Here is a 14,289-nt window from a genome sequence, read left to right on the forward strand (position 1 = left end):
TCGTCCGGCCCTGCTCCTCCCGCTCCGCCTCCCGCCGTCGGTCCGCGCCGCGGCGCTGGTCGGGGGAGCCCTCTCGGGGCGCGGACCGAGCAGGACCCCGACGGAGCGTCGCGCCGGCGGACTTCGGTGGGACCGCCGCGCGGCACCCCGCGCGCGCGGCCGACGCCGCCGGAACCCCACCGCATCGACCTCTAGGAGCAACGATGTGTGGAGCCGTCTGAGCGGGATCGAGCAGCCCTTGTTCTCGACGCGGCTCACCGTGCACGGGTCGAGCGCGCTCGGTGCCCTGTTCCTCCGGCTGTATCGCGTGGGCGCCCGATGACAGGGCCGAGATGCCCATCGACTGGCGGGTCGATAGCGCCTGCGAGTTCGCCGCCTCCTGGCTCAGGTCGGCGCCGGTCAGGTTGCCCCGCTCGCGACCCGCGCGAGGGCAGCATCGCATCACCGAAGCGCTCAGCATCCCGCTGAACTTTCGCAGAGACCGCCGTCAACACGGTGGTTGAAGGCGACCATTTGCATGGCTTCGAGAACAGGGAAAGCGGAATTGATCAGGTTTACTGCGGGTATACAAATCGTGAGTCTCACTGACGCGTAAGTTGCGAAATCAGTTCTCGGGCGCGGCCGTAACAGCGCCGAAGAATCTGGCCGCCGAGAGTCAACTGAGCTCGCCGGGTCGGATCTCGCCCGTGAGAACCGTCGCAGGGGCCCGGTCTCGATCGATCATCGGCCGAGCCTCGTCGGTCCGGCCCACTTCAGCACGCGACGTCGTTTGCACGATCGTCCGCGTTGTCGGAACCGCCCACGAGGTCCGGATGGATGATCCGCAGACCAGGTGTGTTGCACGCGTGATGCGCGCGACGGAGCCCCTTTCTGGTTGAGAAATCGCTCAGTCATTGTCTCTGTAAGTAGAATATCGTCTGCGCCAGCATTTTTTCAAGTCAAATCAAGGCAAAGGATTGACAGGTGAAAATTGATATACAACTCTCATAGAGCGCGTTTAGAGGGGGAATTTAAGGTATGCTACCTGAGGTTGGTACTGACGGCAGGAAAGCATGCGACCCGGCGTTGCAGAATTCAATCAAGATCGTCTGCGCCTACGTGACCCGGAATTCGATCTCGCCAGTCCAACTCTGTGAGATGATAGCCAGGACGTACGAGATGCTGTGCCAGATCAGCGTGGGACCGGTGCGCGCAATCGCGACGCCCGAAACCGCGACGGCGCGGGAGGTCCGCACGTCCATCCAGGCCGAGGGCCTGATCAGCTTCATCGACGGCAGGTCGTACAAGACGCTCAAGCGTCATCTGACGGCCCACGGACTGACACCGCAGGATTACCGCACCAAGTACGGGTTACCGCGCGACTACCCCATGGTCGCCCCGGGTTACGCGGCCAAGCGCTCCGCGATCGCGCGATCGCTGCAACTGCGTCACAAGGCGGGGTAGGCATCCGCGGCCGCGCGCTCGGTCCGCCGGAGCACGTCCGACGCCTCTGCCGGCAGCTGCCGCGATCAGGCGGGGATTGGGGGCCCCGGATCGATCGCGGCCTCCGGCCAGGGATTGTGCCCGTCGCCCAACCAGCGCAGCGTGTCGGTCCAGAAACGGCCGCTCCTGCGCGCGTTGAACAGGCCAAAGTGGCCGGGCGCCTCCGCGCCGATCGCGGATGGGGTCAGCTGAGCCTCTATGCGCGGGCTCGACACGTAGTAGCCGAGGCCCCGGCGGATCGCCGCCGGCGTTCCGAACGGGTCGTCCGGCACGCCGACCGCCAGGATCGGGGCGCGCACGGCGGCGAAGCGGGCGAGGAGCGCCGGGCGGTCGGCGGCCGGGTAGCTCGCCTCCATGCGCCGCCCGCGGAATGCCCACTCGTAGGCGACCCCGGCCGGGAGATCCTCGATCCACCCGAGCCGATGGCCGGGAAAGTAGCCCATGGCGGCGGTCACAGACGGCATCAGCAGGTGCCACTTGGCGATCATCTCCAGCCTGTCGACGGCCCGGTAATCGTGGCGACAGGCGAATTGCGCGCCGACGGTGAGGATGCGGTCCACCGCGCCGGCGGCCTCGGCGAAGTCCGGGAGGAAGCCCCCGAAGCTGTGGCCGACCACCATCAGCGGTCCCGCCTCGCGGTCGCGGATCCACCGGACAGCGGCGTCGAAGTCGAGCTCGCCCCAGTCCCGCCAGCGGATGCCGCATCCCCTCAGGCGCGCGGGCCGCGAATCGCCGATCCCGCGGTAATCGTAGGTGAGCACCGCGAAGCCCCGCTCGGCCAGGAACCGCGCGTAGGCGCGGTTGTAGCGCGCGCGGACACCGGTCGCCGGATTGACGACGACGGAGCCCCGCACCGGCGCGCGGCACGTGTCCGGGCGCCAGAGACGGCCGTTGAGCCGGTAGCCGTCGCGACAGGTGATCGCCATGGCGCGCGGGCCGGCCCCCTCGGTCGCGGCCGGCGCACCGGTGACGTGCGTCACCGGACCCCCTCGGCAGAGGACGCTGCGACCGGACGATCGTCGATCGGGGCGTGGAGGAGCGCCGCGCTCAGGCCCGCGACCGCGCTGATCGACTGCGCGACCGGGACGAGCAGCACTTGGCCGAGCGAGCCGCCGGCGCTCGCGAGGCCCAGGGCCGCGCTGCGCCGTTCCGNGAGGGTCGGCGGGCGGTCCTCTGCCCCGAACGCCGCGTCGATCTGCACGAGGAAGGACTCGGCGCGGACCAGCCAGGCCTCGAAGGCGGGGGCGGCCCGGTCGTCCGGAGCGGCGGCGGCCAGAGCTTCTCCCTCCCTGGCGAGGTCCGCGGCCCGGGCGGCCGGACCGTAGCCCGCCGCCTTGGCGGCCGCGGGCAGGACAGGGCTCGCCGCGGCGCCGAGTTCGACGCGCAGCAGGTCGCGGGCTTCGTCCTGCGCGATCCGGTCCTGGACGAGGTGGATCACGGGCCACAGGTCGGCTTCCTCCGCCGCCGTGCGGCCCGCGATGAGCGCCGCCGCCGCGACGAGCGCCTGTCCCCGGACCACGCGCCGGTCGCTGAGGCGCACGCCGCGGGCGCGCAGCTTGCGCACGACCTGCGCGTAGGACGGCCGGATCCGGCCCAGGTCGATCCGCGCCGCGGCCCCGGCGAGGGCGTCGATCTCGGCGAGCGTCAGCGGCGCTTCCCCGGCGTCGGCTTCGACTGACGCGGTCGCGTCACCGGCGAGCAGGGCCTCCAGATCGGCATCGGCCAGGGGATCGACGAAGGCCGTGACGAGGAAGCGATCGGCGAAGGCCGCGAGGCCGGGATCCTCGGGCAGGGCGTTGCTGGCGCCGACGCAGCAGCGCAGCGGGACGGCGGTGTCGAAATGCCCACGCCGGTAGCGGCGCTCGTTCAGCACGCCGAGGAGCGCGTTCAGGATCGCGGTCGAGCCGAGGAAAACCTCGTCGAGGAAGGCGAACTCGGCCTCCGGCAGCATGCCGGAGACGTCCGGCCGCAGCTTGCCCGCGCGCAGGGCTTCGAGATCCAGCGGGCCGAACAGCTCGGCCGGTTCGGTGAAGCGCCCGATCAGGTACTCGAAGCAGCGCGCCCCGGTCCCGGCGGCGCAGGCCCGCACCACGGCCGACTTGCCGGTGCCGGGCGGTCCGATCAGCAGGAGATGCTCGCGGGCCACGAGGGCGAGGTGGACCAGTTCCACCACCTGGCGACGCCCGACGAGCCCTCTGGCGGCGCGGTCGATGGCGCGCTCCAGGCGTGCGATCGCGGTCTCGATACGCCCCTCCCGTCAGATTGAGCCCGCTCGCCGAGGCAGGCCGACAGGTCGCGGTGTCGGCGTCCCCGTGCGTCGCGCCCTCTGGTCAGCGGCAGGTCCCTCACAGGCCCCGTGTCGCGACGTGGACGGCGTCCGGTCCGGAGAATGACCCGTGCAACCTCCCGCGCGGCTCGGCGCATCGTCTGCCACCATCCGCGTGGGTGCCGAGGCGGCGCGCGTACGTGGCCCGCATGCGTCGCGCAGCCACGTCATCTGAACGATCGGTTGAAGCACTGCGCCGGCGGGACATCTCGGAATACTCTGATTCCACGAGGCTAGCCCGGGCATCGACTTGCGGTCAACATGCTGCGGTCTCACGGGGCCCCGCTGCCGCGTGCGGGACATCCGTCGTTTGTCCGGCGTCGCCGCGTCGGGCGCGCGGCGCAGCGATGCGATCAGTCCCGCGATGGCGGACCGGAGGCGGGCGCTTTCGGGACCGCGAGGCGTCCCTCCTCGGCCTTGTTGATGTACTGGCTGGCGATGAAGAGGCCCTTCAGCGGCCGGATGATCGGCACGCAGGCCAGGAGGAGCAGCGGCAGCGTCACCACCGCGTGGACCCAGAGCGGCGGATCGTAGGTGAGCTCGAGCCAGATGCCGAACGCGGTGACGGGGAATGCCATCGTCATCATGATGAAGAAAGCGGGCCCGTCCGCCGGATCGGCGAAGCCGTAGTCGAGGCCGCACGCCTCGCAGCGCGGCCTGAGGGTGAGGAAGCCGTCGAACAGGCGTCCTTCCCCGCAGCGCGGACAGCGGCAGCGCAGGCCGACGGACATGAGCGAGTGATCGGTGGTCCTCTGCATCATCCACGTTCCTGAACCGGAGGTCGGCGCGTGAGCGGCCGGGCTTGTATTCGTCGATTGTATGGCCTACTCAGCCATACAATCGCGGCGCGGGCTCGCCGATCCGGGCAGCGTAGGCGCGGCATGGCCGCGGCTCGCTCTGGCCGCATCGTAAATGTATGCATACGCGAGCGGGACAACAGGGGTCAACGATGGAATCTTGGATCCCGACAATCGCCGGCGATGCGGGACCGAAATACATGGCCATCGTCAGGGCGCTGGCCGAGGATATCCGTGCCGGGCGGCTCGCGCCGGGCGCGCGCCTGCCGCCGCAGCGCGCCCTGGCGAAGCGGCTCAACGTCGATCTCACGACGGTCACGCGAGCCTTCAACGAGGCGCGCAGAACCGGATTGATCGACGCGACGGCGGGCCGGGGGAGCTTCGTCCGGGCAGCCCGCGCGCCGGCCGCGGAGATGCGGCGGCCGGATCCGTCCGGCAGCGTCGATTTCAGCATGAACATGCCGCCGCAGCCGGCGGCGGCGCGGCTGGCGGAGCGCCTCGAGACAGGTCTGGCGCGGCTCGCCGGTTCGTCCGGCTTCCTCGCCCGGATGCAGTACCAGGACAGCGCCGGGAACCTGGCCGACCGGGCGGCGGCGGCCCACTGGCTCGGTCGACGGCTCGGGCCACTTCCGGTGCAGCGCGTCCTCGTCGCGGGCGGTGCCCAGGTCGTGCTCGCCGCCGTGCTCGCCGCCCTCCTGAAGCCGGGCGACGCTCTCTGCGTGCCGGCACTCACCTATCCCGGGCTGCGCATGGCCGCGGAGCGCCGCGGCGTCCGCCTCGTGCCAGTGGCCGCCGACGCGGAGGGGCTCGATCCGGACGCCTTCCGCGAGCGCTGCGAATCCGAGCGGCCGCGGGCCCTGTACCTCGTTCCGACGCTCGACAACCCCACGACGGCGACCCTGCCGGCGATCCGTCGCCGGCAGATCGCCGGGATCGCCCGCACGCACGGCGTCGCCATCATCGAGGACGACGCGTACGGGGTCTTGCCCCTCGACGCGCCGGCTCCCCTCGCGGCGGAGGCGAGCGACCTCACTTGGCACATCGCGACGCTGTCCAAATGCGCGAGTCCCGGCCTGCGCATCGCCTACGTCGCGGTACCGGGAACGAACGAGGCGGTGCGGCTGGCGGCTGAGCTGCGCGCCATCAACATGATGGCCTCGCCCCTCACGGCCGCGCTCGCCTCGCACTGGATCGCCGAGGGTGAGCTCGACGCTGTCGTCGCGGCGATCCGGCAGGAGAATGAGCTCAGGCAGGCGGTCGCGCGCGAGACGCTCCGCGATCTCGACGTCCGGGCGCATCCGTGCGGGCACCATCTGTGGCTCCGCCTCCCCGATCCGTGGCGCCGCGGTGAGTTCGGCGCCCACGCGCGACAGCTCGGCGTGTCCGTTGTCCCGAGCGACGCCTTCGCGGTCGGGACCGCCCCGGAGGCCATCCGCGTCTCCCTCGGGGCCGCGCCGGACGCCGAGACGCTGCGATACGGCCTCAGCCTGCTCGCGACGTTGCTGGCGCATCCGCCCGGCGCGATCTCGACCGTCGTCTGAATCGGCCGAGGCGGCGCGCGCCTTCGGCCTGCCGTACCGGTCTCCTCCCCGCGCGAAGGGAATGCGATGCTGTGCTGCCCCCTGCGGACGCGACCGCGGATCCTGTCTCGTCCCGCGCACGTCGCGCCGCTCGCGCTGATACTGCTGGCGACGGCCTGCTCGGACGACGGGCAGGAGCGCCGCCGGTCCCTGGGCGAGACACCGACGTTCGCCGACGTCATGCGGGTGGCCGACGCGGAGCGCGGCGGGCGGCTGTTCGGTCAGTGCGCCGCCTGTCACACGATCAGCCCGGGGGCGGGCGATCGGAACGGTCCCGGACTCTACGACGTGCTCGGCAAGCCCGTTGCCAGCAACAGCAGGCGCTACGGCTATACCGGTGCGCTCCGGTCGCTGGGCGGAACCTGGACCCCGGAGAGAATGGACCTGTGGCTCTCCGCCCCGGCGAAGCTGGCGCCCGGTACGAGCATGAGCTTCCGCGGCCTCCCCGATCCCCTCGACCGGGCGGACCTCATCGCGTATCTCCGGACGCAGTCCTCAGGGGGCGCCGAGGCGCACCCGTCCCGCCCCTGAGCGGGACCGGGAGGCCGCCGCTCATCTGCCGGCACGCGGCCGCGCATTCAGCCGGTCGCCTGCCGCGCGGGGTTCCGGTTCGATCCGGCGGAGTGACGGGCCGTCGGGAGGCGGGAGAGTTCCGGGCGCCGCGCGTCAGATCAGCCCGACGGAGTCTTCCGGGAAGCGGATCGCGAAGACTGCCCCCAACCCTGGTCCGGCGCTCTCGGCCGTGGCGCGGCCTCCGTGGAGCTCGGCGATCCGACGGACGATCGAGAGCCCGAGCCCCGTCGAGTTCTCGCCGCCGGTGGGCTTGGCCGACAGGCGCTGGAATCGCCCGAAGACGCGGGCCAGATCCTCCGGCGACAGGCCGGGTCCGTGGTCGGCGACGGCGCAGATCAGCTCCGCGCCGCGCGGCCCCGGCTCGCGGCTGACCCGCACCGTGATCGCCCCGCCCGCCGGGCTGTACTTGATGGCGTTGGAGACGAGGTTGTCGAGCGCCTCCCGCAGGCGCTCGGCGTCGCCGCACAGGAACAGCTCGTCCGGGCCCGCGCAGACCAGGGTCTGGCCCTTGGCGTCGGCCAGCGGCCGGTCGGCCTCGCACACCTCCCGGGCGAGGCCCGCGAGGTCGACCGGTTCCCGGCGCAGGCTGATGTCGAGGGCGTCGGTCATCGCGTCTGCCATGAGGCTGTCGATCATGGTCGTCAGCCCCTTGGCGCTGGTGCGCACGTGCTGCAGCTGCGCGCGCATCTGCTCCCGGTCGCCCTGCATGTCGATCAGGTCGGACAGCATCTCGGCGCGGCCGAGGATCACCGCGAGCGGGTTCTTCAGGTCGTGCGCGATGGTGCCGAGGATCTCGGTCTTGAGGCTGTTGGCGCGCCGCAGGTCCGAGCGCTGCAGGTCCAGCCGCCGGTTCGCCCGGATCAGCTCCGCAGTCCTCTCGACGACCCGCCGCTCCAGGTCGGCGTTGGTCTGCTGCAGCCGCTCGTACAGGATGACGTTGTCGAAAGCGATGGAGAGCCGGCTCGTGAACAGGGCGATAAGCGACCGGTCCGTCTCGGAGAGCTGGCGGTCGGCCTCGATCAGCGCGACGATCTCGCTGCCGCTCGCCGTGTGCAGATACAGGGTCGACCAGTGCTCGCCGAAACTGTGGCGGCGCTCGGCGAAGGCCCGTTCGACGAGGGGTTGCACCCGTTCCTCCAGCGGCCAGGATGGCTCGCGCCCGGCATAGTGGCCGTAGCAGCCGGATCCGGCCAGGACGCAGAAGCGCTCCTGCGGGGCCGCGGTCTCGCGCAGGACCAAGATGCCGGCGCAGGCGACGTTCAGGAGCGAGGCGACCTGGGTGAGGACGCCCTCGGCCAGCCGCTGCATCGATTTGTGATCGAGGAGCATCGGCGCGGCGTCGATGATGATCTCGAGTCCCCGCCGGGTCTCGTCGAGGCGCTTGAGCTGCTGATAGGCGCGCAGGGCCGCGGTGAGGCTGGTGAACAGCTTGTCGGCGGTCAGCTCGGTCTTCGCCTTGTAGTCGTTGATGTCGTAGTCGACGATGATCCGGCGTTCCGGAGCCTGCCCGGGCTGGCCGGTCCGCAGGATGATGCGCACGGTCTCCTGCCGGAGGTCGCGCCGGATGTAGTCCACCAGCTCCAGCCCGGCATTGTCGGTCTCCATCACGACGTCGAGCAGCACCACCGCCACGTCGCCGCGCTCGGCGAGCAGCACCCGCGCCTCCGCGGCCGAACGGGCGGTGAGGATCTCCAGGCCGCGCCCGTCGAGGGTGTAGCTCGCCAGCGCGTAGCGCGTGCCGTCATGGACCGCCGGGTCGTCGTCGATGACGGCGATCACCCAGGCCCCGGCGGTCGGCCGCGCCTCCTCGAGATCGTCTGGGATCAGCGTAAGGGTATCATCGTCCATCGCTATGGCCCGGAATGCTGCTCGCAACCGGACGACTACGCTAGAAATCGTGTTGAAAACTTGTCACGCTACGGTGAGCCGATACGATTCCTGAATTCGTTCCAGAGCGAACCCGGAAAGTGCGCACCGCTGCGATGACCATTCCAGACAGCCCCGCCCCCGGGACCGCCCGCGGCGGCGCGGCGATCCCGTCGATCGCCGTCGTCGACGACGAGCCGGCGACCCGCGAGATGGTCGGGGATTACCTGAAGCTTCACGGGTTCTCGGTGGTCCTGTGCGACGGCGGGCGCGCCCTGCGGGAGCACCTCGCCCGTCACAGCCCCGACCTGATCGTGCTGGACCTGAACATGCCCGAGGAGGACGGGCTCTCGATCGTGCGCGACCTCAAGGCCCGGACGGCGATTCCGATCATCATGCTCACCGCGACGGCGAGCGCGATCGACCGCGTGGTCGGGCTGGAACTCGGGGCCGACGATTACTTGCCCAAGCCGTGCGAGTTGCGGGAACTGGTCGCCCGGGTGCGGTCGGTCCTGCGCCGGGTGCAGATACCGGGCGCCGCGCCGGCCCCGGTTCCCGCGCGCGGACGCCGGATCCGGTTCGGCACCAAGTGGCTGGAACTCGACGCCCTGCGCCTGAGCGACGATGCCGGTCTGGAGCAGGCGCTCACCCGCTCGGAATTCGACCTGCTGAAGGCGTTCGCCGACAACCCGAGGCGCGCCCTCTCCCGCGAGCGCCTTCTCGACCTCGCCGACGCCCGCGACCCGGACGCGTTCGACCGCGCCATCGACGTTCGGATCAACCGCATCCGCAAGAAGGTCGAGCCGGATCCCGGTAATCCGCGCTACATCCGCACGGTGCGGGGGCTCGGGTACATTTTCAGGCCCGAGGGGGACTGATGCGCCGCGACTCGATGTTGCGTCGTGAGGCGACCTCGCAACAATCCGGTCCCCGGAGCGTCCCGGAAGCAATATCGGCGGTACAGCGCAGCCCTATCAGCGCGGCAGGACCGAGGGCCGCGAGTGCCCGGAGGACGGGCCATGCGACACCTGATCGGGACCTCGTCGGCCGCGGCGGCCGGCACGCTGTGCATCCTGGCCTCCATCGGCTGGACCGCGGTTCCCGGCCCCGCGCCCGCGGCGGCCCGCGGCGGCGTTCCGGCCGCGTCGGCGCCTGGCCCTACACGCCGAGCGCCTGCGCGGGAGCCGCCACCGCCGGGGCTCCGACCGGCCGCCGCGTTCGGCTCATCGCGGTCGATACCGCGCCCGGCACGCGGTAACGGGCGCGAACCGTCATGCCGCACTTCCGCGACGTTCCCGGCGCCGACGAAGATCCCGACCTGCTCCTCCTTCTGCGCCGCATGCTGCGCGGCGGAGTTCCCGGTCCGCGGCGCGAGCCAACCCGCGCGGAGCGCTTCGGCGTGCCGGCGCCCCGCGACGGTGCGCGTGTCCCGCAGGATGCGGTGCTGTCCGGCCCCGACCAGCGGCCGGCCGGATCCCGAACCCGCTGAGATTGCGCGTGGCGGGTGGCTGCGGCGGCGTCTTCGCGCGGGTGGCGACGCGATCCAGCGGCGCCGCGCCGACCGGGCGCGCGCGGAACCGCGTGATTGCGCCGGACTCCGGCGCCGACTTAAGTTGCTGCGGGACCCCAATGTCGGGACGCGGATGCGGGTTGGACCCAAGATCGCCCTGGTCGGTGGCGTGCCGATCCTCGCCGCCGGCGCGATCGCCGTGGCCGGCTGGCTCCTCCTGGCGCAGGAGGAGCGCGCCCGGCGCGGCGCGGTCCTCGTCGCCGACGTGTACCACGACATCGCCACCGCCCGCCTGATCCGCGACCAGTACGCCGCCGCGGACGCGCAGGACCGGTCCACCTATGCCGCGCGTTTCGCCGGCCTGACGGCGCGCGCCGAGTCCGGTCTCGGACGGCTCGCCGCCTTCGCCCGCATCGACGAGCAGCGCGCGCGCATCGCCTCCGTGGAGCGGGCCCTGGCGCGTTACCGGGGCGAGATGGACGCCTTCGTCCGGCGGACCCGGGAGAATGACGGCCTGATCCGCGAGATGACGCAGCGGGCCGACACCCTGATCGATCTCACCGACCGGGCGCGCCTGCGGCAGCAGGCCTCGAACGCCGACCTCGCGCGCTCGATGGCCGAGAAGGTCGAGGCGTTGCGGGTCGCGCGGGGCCTCGTCACCCGCCTCAACACCCTGAGGGCCCGGAGCGCGGAGAGCGCCGCGATCGCCGCAAAGGGCGCGGTCCGGAGCGACGCCCCCGCGTCCGACCCCACCGAGGCGACCGGCGCGGACAGCGAGGGGCCGCGCGCGCAGAACCTCTTCCGCGCCGCCAGTCGCGACCTCGCGGCGGCGCTGCGGGCCGACGGCCGGGAGGCCGATGCGGAAACCCTCGACGCGCTCAGCGCCGGGGCGGCGGGGCGGAGCCCCGATGCCCGCGCGAAGCTCGACGGCTGGATCGAGCGCACCCTGAAGATCGAGACTTCCGGCCAGGAGAGCCGGCACGACGAGGTGGCGCAGCTGATGGCCTACTCCGTGGAGGCCAACGAGATCGAGCAGGCCACCCATAACGTCGCGATCGGCACCCTCAAATTGGGGCCGCGGACCGCCGGGGCCCTCCTGCACCGCGACGCCGCCCTCGCCGAGCGGATGCACGACGAGGGCGAGCGACTCGCCCGGAGCGCGGCCTCGCTGCCGATCTCGCCGCTGATTCAGGCCGAGATGGTCCAGGCCCTCGACGGCTGGCGCGCGCGTCTGACCACCACGATCGGGGGCCTGCGGCAGCAGAACGCGATGATCGGCGCGATGGACGGGCTCGCCGACACGATGATCGACAGTGCCAAGGCGCTCAACGACGCCTTCGTGGAGGACGCCGACCGATTCGGCATCTTCATCCAGCGGATCCTGCTCGTCGGCGCGGCCGGGCTCCTGCTGTTCGGCGCCCTGGTGGTGATCTTCGTCGCCCGCTCGATCCTGGTGCCGCTGCGCGCCCTGCAGGGCGATATGGTCATGCTGACCGGAAACCCGGCGGGCGCGGCCGTGCGGGGCACGGCGCGCCGGGACGAACTCGGCGACATCGCGCGCGCCACCGCGGTCTTCGTGTCCGAGATCACCCGCCGGGAAGGCGCGCTGCGCCGGGCGAAGGATCAGGCCGACGTCGCCCTGGTCGAGCTGCGCCGGACCCAGGACAACCTTGTCCGGGCCGAGAAGCTCGCCTCCCTCGGGCAGCTCGTGGCCGGTGTCGCCCACGAGATCAACACGCCGCTGGGCATCGCGCTCACCACCGGGACGCTGATGAGCGACGAGGCGCGGACCTTCCGGGCGGGCCTGTCGGCCGGCACGCTGTCGCGCTCCCGGCTGAACCACTTCGTCGCCCGGGTCGAGGAGGGCGCCACCCTGCTCTGCACGAATCTCACCCGGGCCGCCGATCTCGTCCAGGGCTTCAAGCAGGTCGCGGTGGACCGCGTCAGCGACGAGAGCCGCAGCGTCGTGCTGGCGACCTGGCTCGACGACCTGCTGGCGAGCCTGCGGCCGATGCTGCGGAAAGGGGGCCACGTCGTGGAGCGTGCCTGCCCGGAGGACCTCGTCATCGCCACCAATCCCGGCGTGCTGGCTCAGATCGTGACCAACCTCATCGCCAACGCGGTCGTGCACGGATTCCGGGCGGGTGAGCCGGGACGGATCGGCGTGGACGTGTCTGTACGCCCCGACGGCCTCGTGCGGCTGGAGGTCCGCGACAGCGGCCAGGGCATCCCCCCGGAGCACCTCGACCGCATCTTCGATCCGTTCTTCACGACGGCCCGCAGCGCCGGCAGCACGGGGCTCGGCATGCACATCGTCCACAACCTCGTGACCGCCAAGCTCGGCGGTTGCATCGCGGTCAGCAGCGAGCGCGGTCGGGGGACCGTCGTGCAGGTCGATTTTCCCGCCGCGGGTACCGGCGCGGCCGCGCGGCCGCGGGCCGGCGCGATCCCGGCACCGTGAGGCCGGCCGCGGCATACCGGGCGGCGCTGCTCGCCCTGGCTGCCGGCCTGGTCTCCGCGCTGCTCGTCGGGCCCGGCCCGGCGATGGCGCGCACCTTCGTGTTCTGCTCGGAGGGCAGCCCCGAATCCTTCGATCCCGCCCGCGCCACGACCACCACCACGATGAACGCCGCGTGGCAGGTCTACAATACGCTCGTGGAGTTCGCGCCCGGCACCACGACGATCCGCCCGGCCCTCGCCGAATCCTGGACGGTCTCGGAGGACGGCCGGACCTACGTCTTCGCCCTGCGGGACGGCGTCCGCTTCCACGCCAACGCGCGCTTCACCCCCTCGCGGCCCCTGAACGCCGAGGACGTGGTGTTCTCCTTCGCCCGGCAGCGGCGCTCCGAATCCGATGGCGCCGCGCAGGGCTTCACCTACTTCCACGACCTCGGCCTCGCCGACTTGATCGAGGCCGTCGACGCCCCGGATCCGCGCCACGTCCGCTTCCGGCTGCGCGAGGCCGACACCACCTTCCTCGCCAACATCGCGCAGGCTTTCGGCGCGATCCTGTCGGCCGAATACGCCGCGGCCCTCGCGGCCGACAACCTGCCGGACGAGATCGCCCGGGCGCCGATCGGGACCGGCCCCTACGTGTTCGAGGGGTACCGGCCGGATCAGGTCCTGCGCTTCCGCGCCTTCCCGGACTACTGGCGCCGCGCGGCGGACGACGGCGAACCGGGCGGGCGCCCCGACGGGCTCGTCTTCGCGATCACGCCCAACGCGGCGGTCCGGCTGACCAAGCTGCGGGCCGGGGAGTGCCACGCCATGGCATTCCCGGCGATCGGCGACCTCGATGCGATCCGGGCGGAGCCGGGCCTGACGCTGCTGTCGCTCGCCGAGCTGAACGTCGCCTACCTCGCCCTCAACACGACCCGCGCGCCCTTCGGCGACGCGAGGGTGCGGCGCGCGGTCAATCTCGCCATCGACCGGCGGGCGATCGTGGCGGGTGTGTACGGCGATGCCGGGATCCTGGCGCAGGGGCCGCTGCCGCCCGGGATCTGGGCCCACGACACGGACCTCCCGGACACCCCCTTCGACCGCGCGGAGGCGCTGCGCCTGCTGGCGGAAGCCGGCCTCGCCGGGGGCTTCGACGTCGAGCTGTGGTATCCGCCGGTCAGCCGGCCCTACAACCCGGACGGCCGGCGCGTCGCCGACATGATCCAGGCCGACCTCGCGCAGGTCGGCATCCGCGCGCGCCCGGTCACGCGTCCCTGGAACGCGTACCGCGCCGCGCTCTACGGCGGGGAGCCCAGCCTGATGCTCTACGGCTGGACGAGCGACAACGGCGACCCGGACAACTTCCTGAGCGTCCTGCTCGGCTGCAAGGCGGCCGAGACCGGCGGCGCCAACCTCGCCCGCTGGTGCGATCCGGCCTACGACCGGCTGGTCGAGGCCGCCCGCCGCACGGGCGACCGGGAGACGCGGCAGGCCCTGTACCGGCAGGCTCAGGCCATCGTCCGGCGCGCGATGCCCTGGGTGCCCCTGGCCCACACCAGGGTGCATCTGGCGCTGCGCAGCGACGTGCTCGGCCTGAGGATGGATCCCCTCGGCCGCCACCTGTTCGAGACGGTGCGGTTCCGCGGCTCTCGGTGACGGCAACGCCTGTGCCGTCCTTGCGAGCAGAGCGAAGCAATCCAGCAGCGCCACGTCCAC

Annotated in this window: 10 protein-coding genes; 6 read left to right on the top strand and 4 right to left on the bottom strand. The window is 71.9% G+C overall.

Translation table 11 applies throughout. The features are described from left to right. Nucleotides 1-1,017 precede the first annotated feature (1,017 nt). Nucleotides 1,018-1,443, top strand: coding sequence for a MucR family transcriptional regulator (locus MMR14E_RS21970; RefSeq protein ID WP_331317211.1), 426 nt, complete (start codon nt 1,018-1,020; stop codon nt 1,441-1,443). A 65-nt stretch (nt 1,444-1,508) separates the two neighbouring features. Here MMR14E_RS21970 and MMR14E_RS21975 read toward each other — a convergent pair whose 3' ends face one another. The 3 genes from MMR14E_RS21975 to MMR14E_RS21985 form a co-directional block, all read right to left on the bottom strand. Further along, the gene (locus tag MMR14E_RS21975) at nt 1,509-2,462 is read right to left on the bottom strand and encodes an alpha/beta fold hydrolase (protein WP_331317213.1); all 954 of its coding nucleotides are present in this window, start codon (nt 2,460-2,462) and stop codon (nt 1,509-1,511) included. Then, nucleotides 2,459-3,727, bottom strand: a complete 1,269-nt coding sequence (locus tag MMR14E_RS21980; protein ID WP_331318610.1) for an AAA family ATPase — start codon at nt 3,725-3,727, stop codon at nt 2,459-2,461. Before MMR14E_RS21980 ends, MMR14E_RS21975 begins: the two co-directional genes overlap by 4 nt. A gap of 434 nt (nt 3,728-4,161) precedes the next feature. Further along, complete coding sequence (locus tag MMR14E_RS21985) at nt 4,162-4,566, bottom strand: DUF983 domain-containing protein (protein WP_331318611.1); 405 nt, start codon at nt 4,564-4,566, stop codon at nt 4,162-4,164. 191 nt (nt 4,567-4,757) lie between these two features. On the opposite strand from MMR14E_RS21985, the gene MMR14E_RS21990 reads away from it, so the two are divergent. Next, complete coding sequence (locus MMR14E_RS21990) at nt 4,758-6,146, top strand: PLP-dependent aminotransferase family protein (RefSeq protein ID WP_331317214.1); 1,389 nt, start codon at nt 4,758-4,760, stop codon at nt 6,144-6,146. Between the two features lie 66 nt (nt 6,147-6,212). Continuing rightward, nucleotides 6,213-6,716 (top strand): c-type cytochrome, encoded by a 504-nt coding sequence (locus MMR14E_RS21995; protein ID WP_331317215.1) that lies wholly within the window; start codon nt 6,213-6,215, stop codon nt 6,714-6,716. A gap of 135 nt (nt 6,717-6,851) precedes the next feature. Here MMR14E_RS21995 and MMR14E_RS22000 read toward each other — a convergent pair whose 3' ends face one another. After that, nucleotides 6,852-8,606: a DUF3369 domain-containing protein gene (locus MMR14E_RS22000; RefSeq protein ID WP_331317217.1), complete on the bottom strand. Its 1,755-nt coding sequence runs from the start codon at nt 8,604-8,606 to the stop codon at nt 6,852-6,854. A gap of 134 nt (nt 8,607-8,740) precedes the next feature. Between MMR14E_RS22000 and MMR14E_RS22005 the strand changes: the two genes are divergently transcribed. The 3 genes from MMR14E_RS22005 (at nt 8,741) to MMR14E_RS22015 (ending at nt 14,229) form a co-directional block, all read left to right on the top strand. After that, the gene (locus MMR14E_RS22005; RefSeq protein WP_331317218.1) at nt 8,741-9,502 is read left to right on the top strand and encodes a response regulator; all 762 of its coding nucleotides are present in this window, start codon (nt 8,741-8,743) and stop codon (nt 9,500-9,502) included. Between the two features lie 765 nt (nt 9,503-10,267). Then, nucleotides 10,268-12,595, top strand: a complete 2,328-nt coding sequence (locus tag MMR14E_RS22010) for a HAMP domain-containing sensor histidine kinase (RefSeq protein WP_331317219.1) — start codon at nt 10,268-10,270, stop codon at nt 12,593-12,595. Next, nucleotides 12,592-14,229 (top strand): ABC transporter substrate-binding protein, encoded by a 1,638-nt coding sequence (locus tag MMR14E_RS22015; RefSeq protein ID WP_331317221.1) that lies wholly within the window; start codon nt 12,592-12,594, stop codon nt 14,227-14,229. Before MMR14E_RS22010 ends, MMR14E_RS22015 begins: the two co-directional genes overlap by 4 nt. Nucleotides 14,230-14,289 lie beyond the last annotated feature (60 nt).

The sequence above is a fragment of the Methylobacterium mesophilicum genome (assembly GCF_036441335.1).
Lineage (GTDB): Bacteria > Pseudomonadota > Alphaproteobacteria > Rhizobiales > Beijerinckiaceae > Methylobacterium > Methylobacterium mesophilicum_B.

Coding starts and splice junctions, on each gene's coding strand:
- MMR14E_RS22010 (WP_331317219.1), top strand. CDS start 10,268: ATGCGGGTTGGACCCAAGATCGCCCTGGTCGGTGGCGTGCCGATCCTC.
- MMR14E_RS21970 (WP_331317211.1), top strand. CDS start 1,018: ATGCTACCTGAGGTTGGTACTGACGGCAGGAAAGCATGCGACCCGGCG.
- MMR14E_RS22005 (WP_331317218.1), top strand. CDS start 8,741: ATGACCATTCCAGACAGCCCCGCCCCCGGGACCGCCCGCGGCGGCGCG.
- MMR14E_RS21995 (WP_331317215.1), top strand. CDS start 6,213: ATGCTGTGCTGCCCCCTGCGGACGCGACCGCGGATCCTGTCTCGTCCC.
- MMR14E_RS21985 (WP_331318611.1), bottom strand. CDS start 4,566: ATGCAGAGGACCACCGATCACTCGCTCATGTCCGTCGGCCTGCGCTGC.
- MMR14E_RS22000 (WP_331317217.1), bottom strand. CDS start 8,606: ATGGACGATGATACCCTTACGCTGATCCCAGACGATCTCGAGGAGGCG.
- MMR14E_RS21990 (WP_331317214.1), top strand. CDS start 4,758: ATGGAATCTTGGATCCCGACAATCGCCGGCGATGCGGGACCGAAATAC.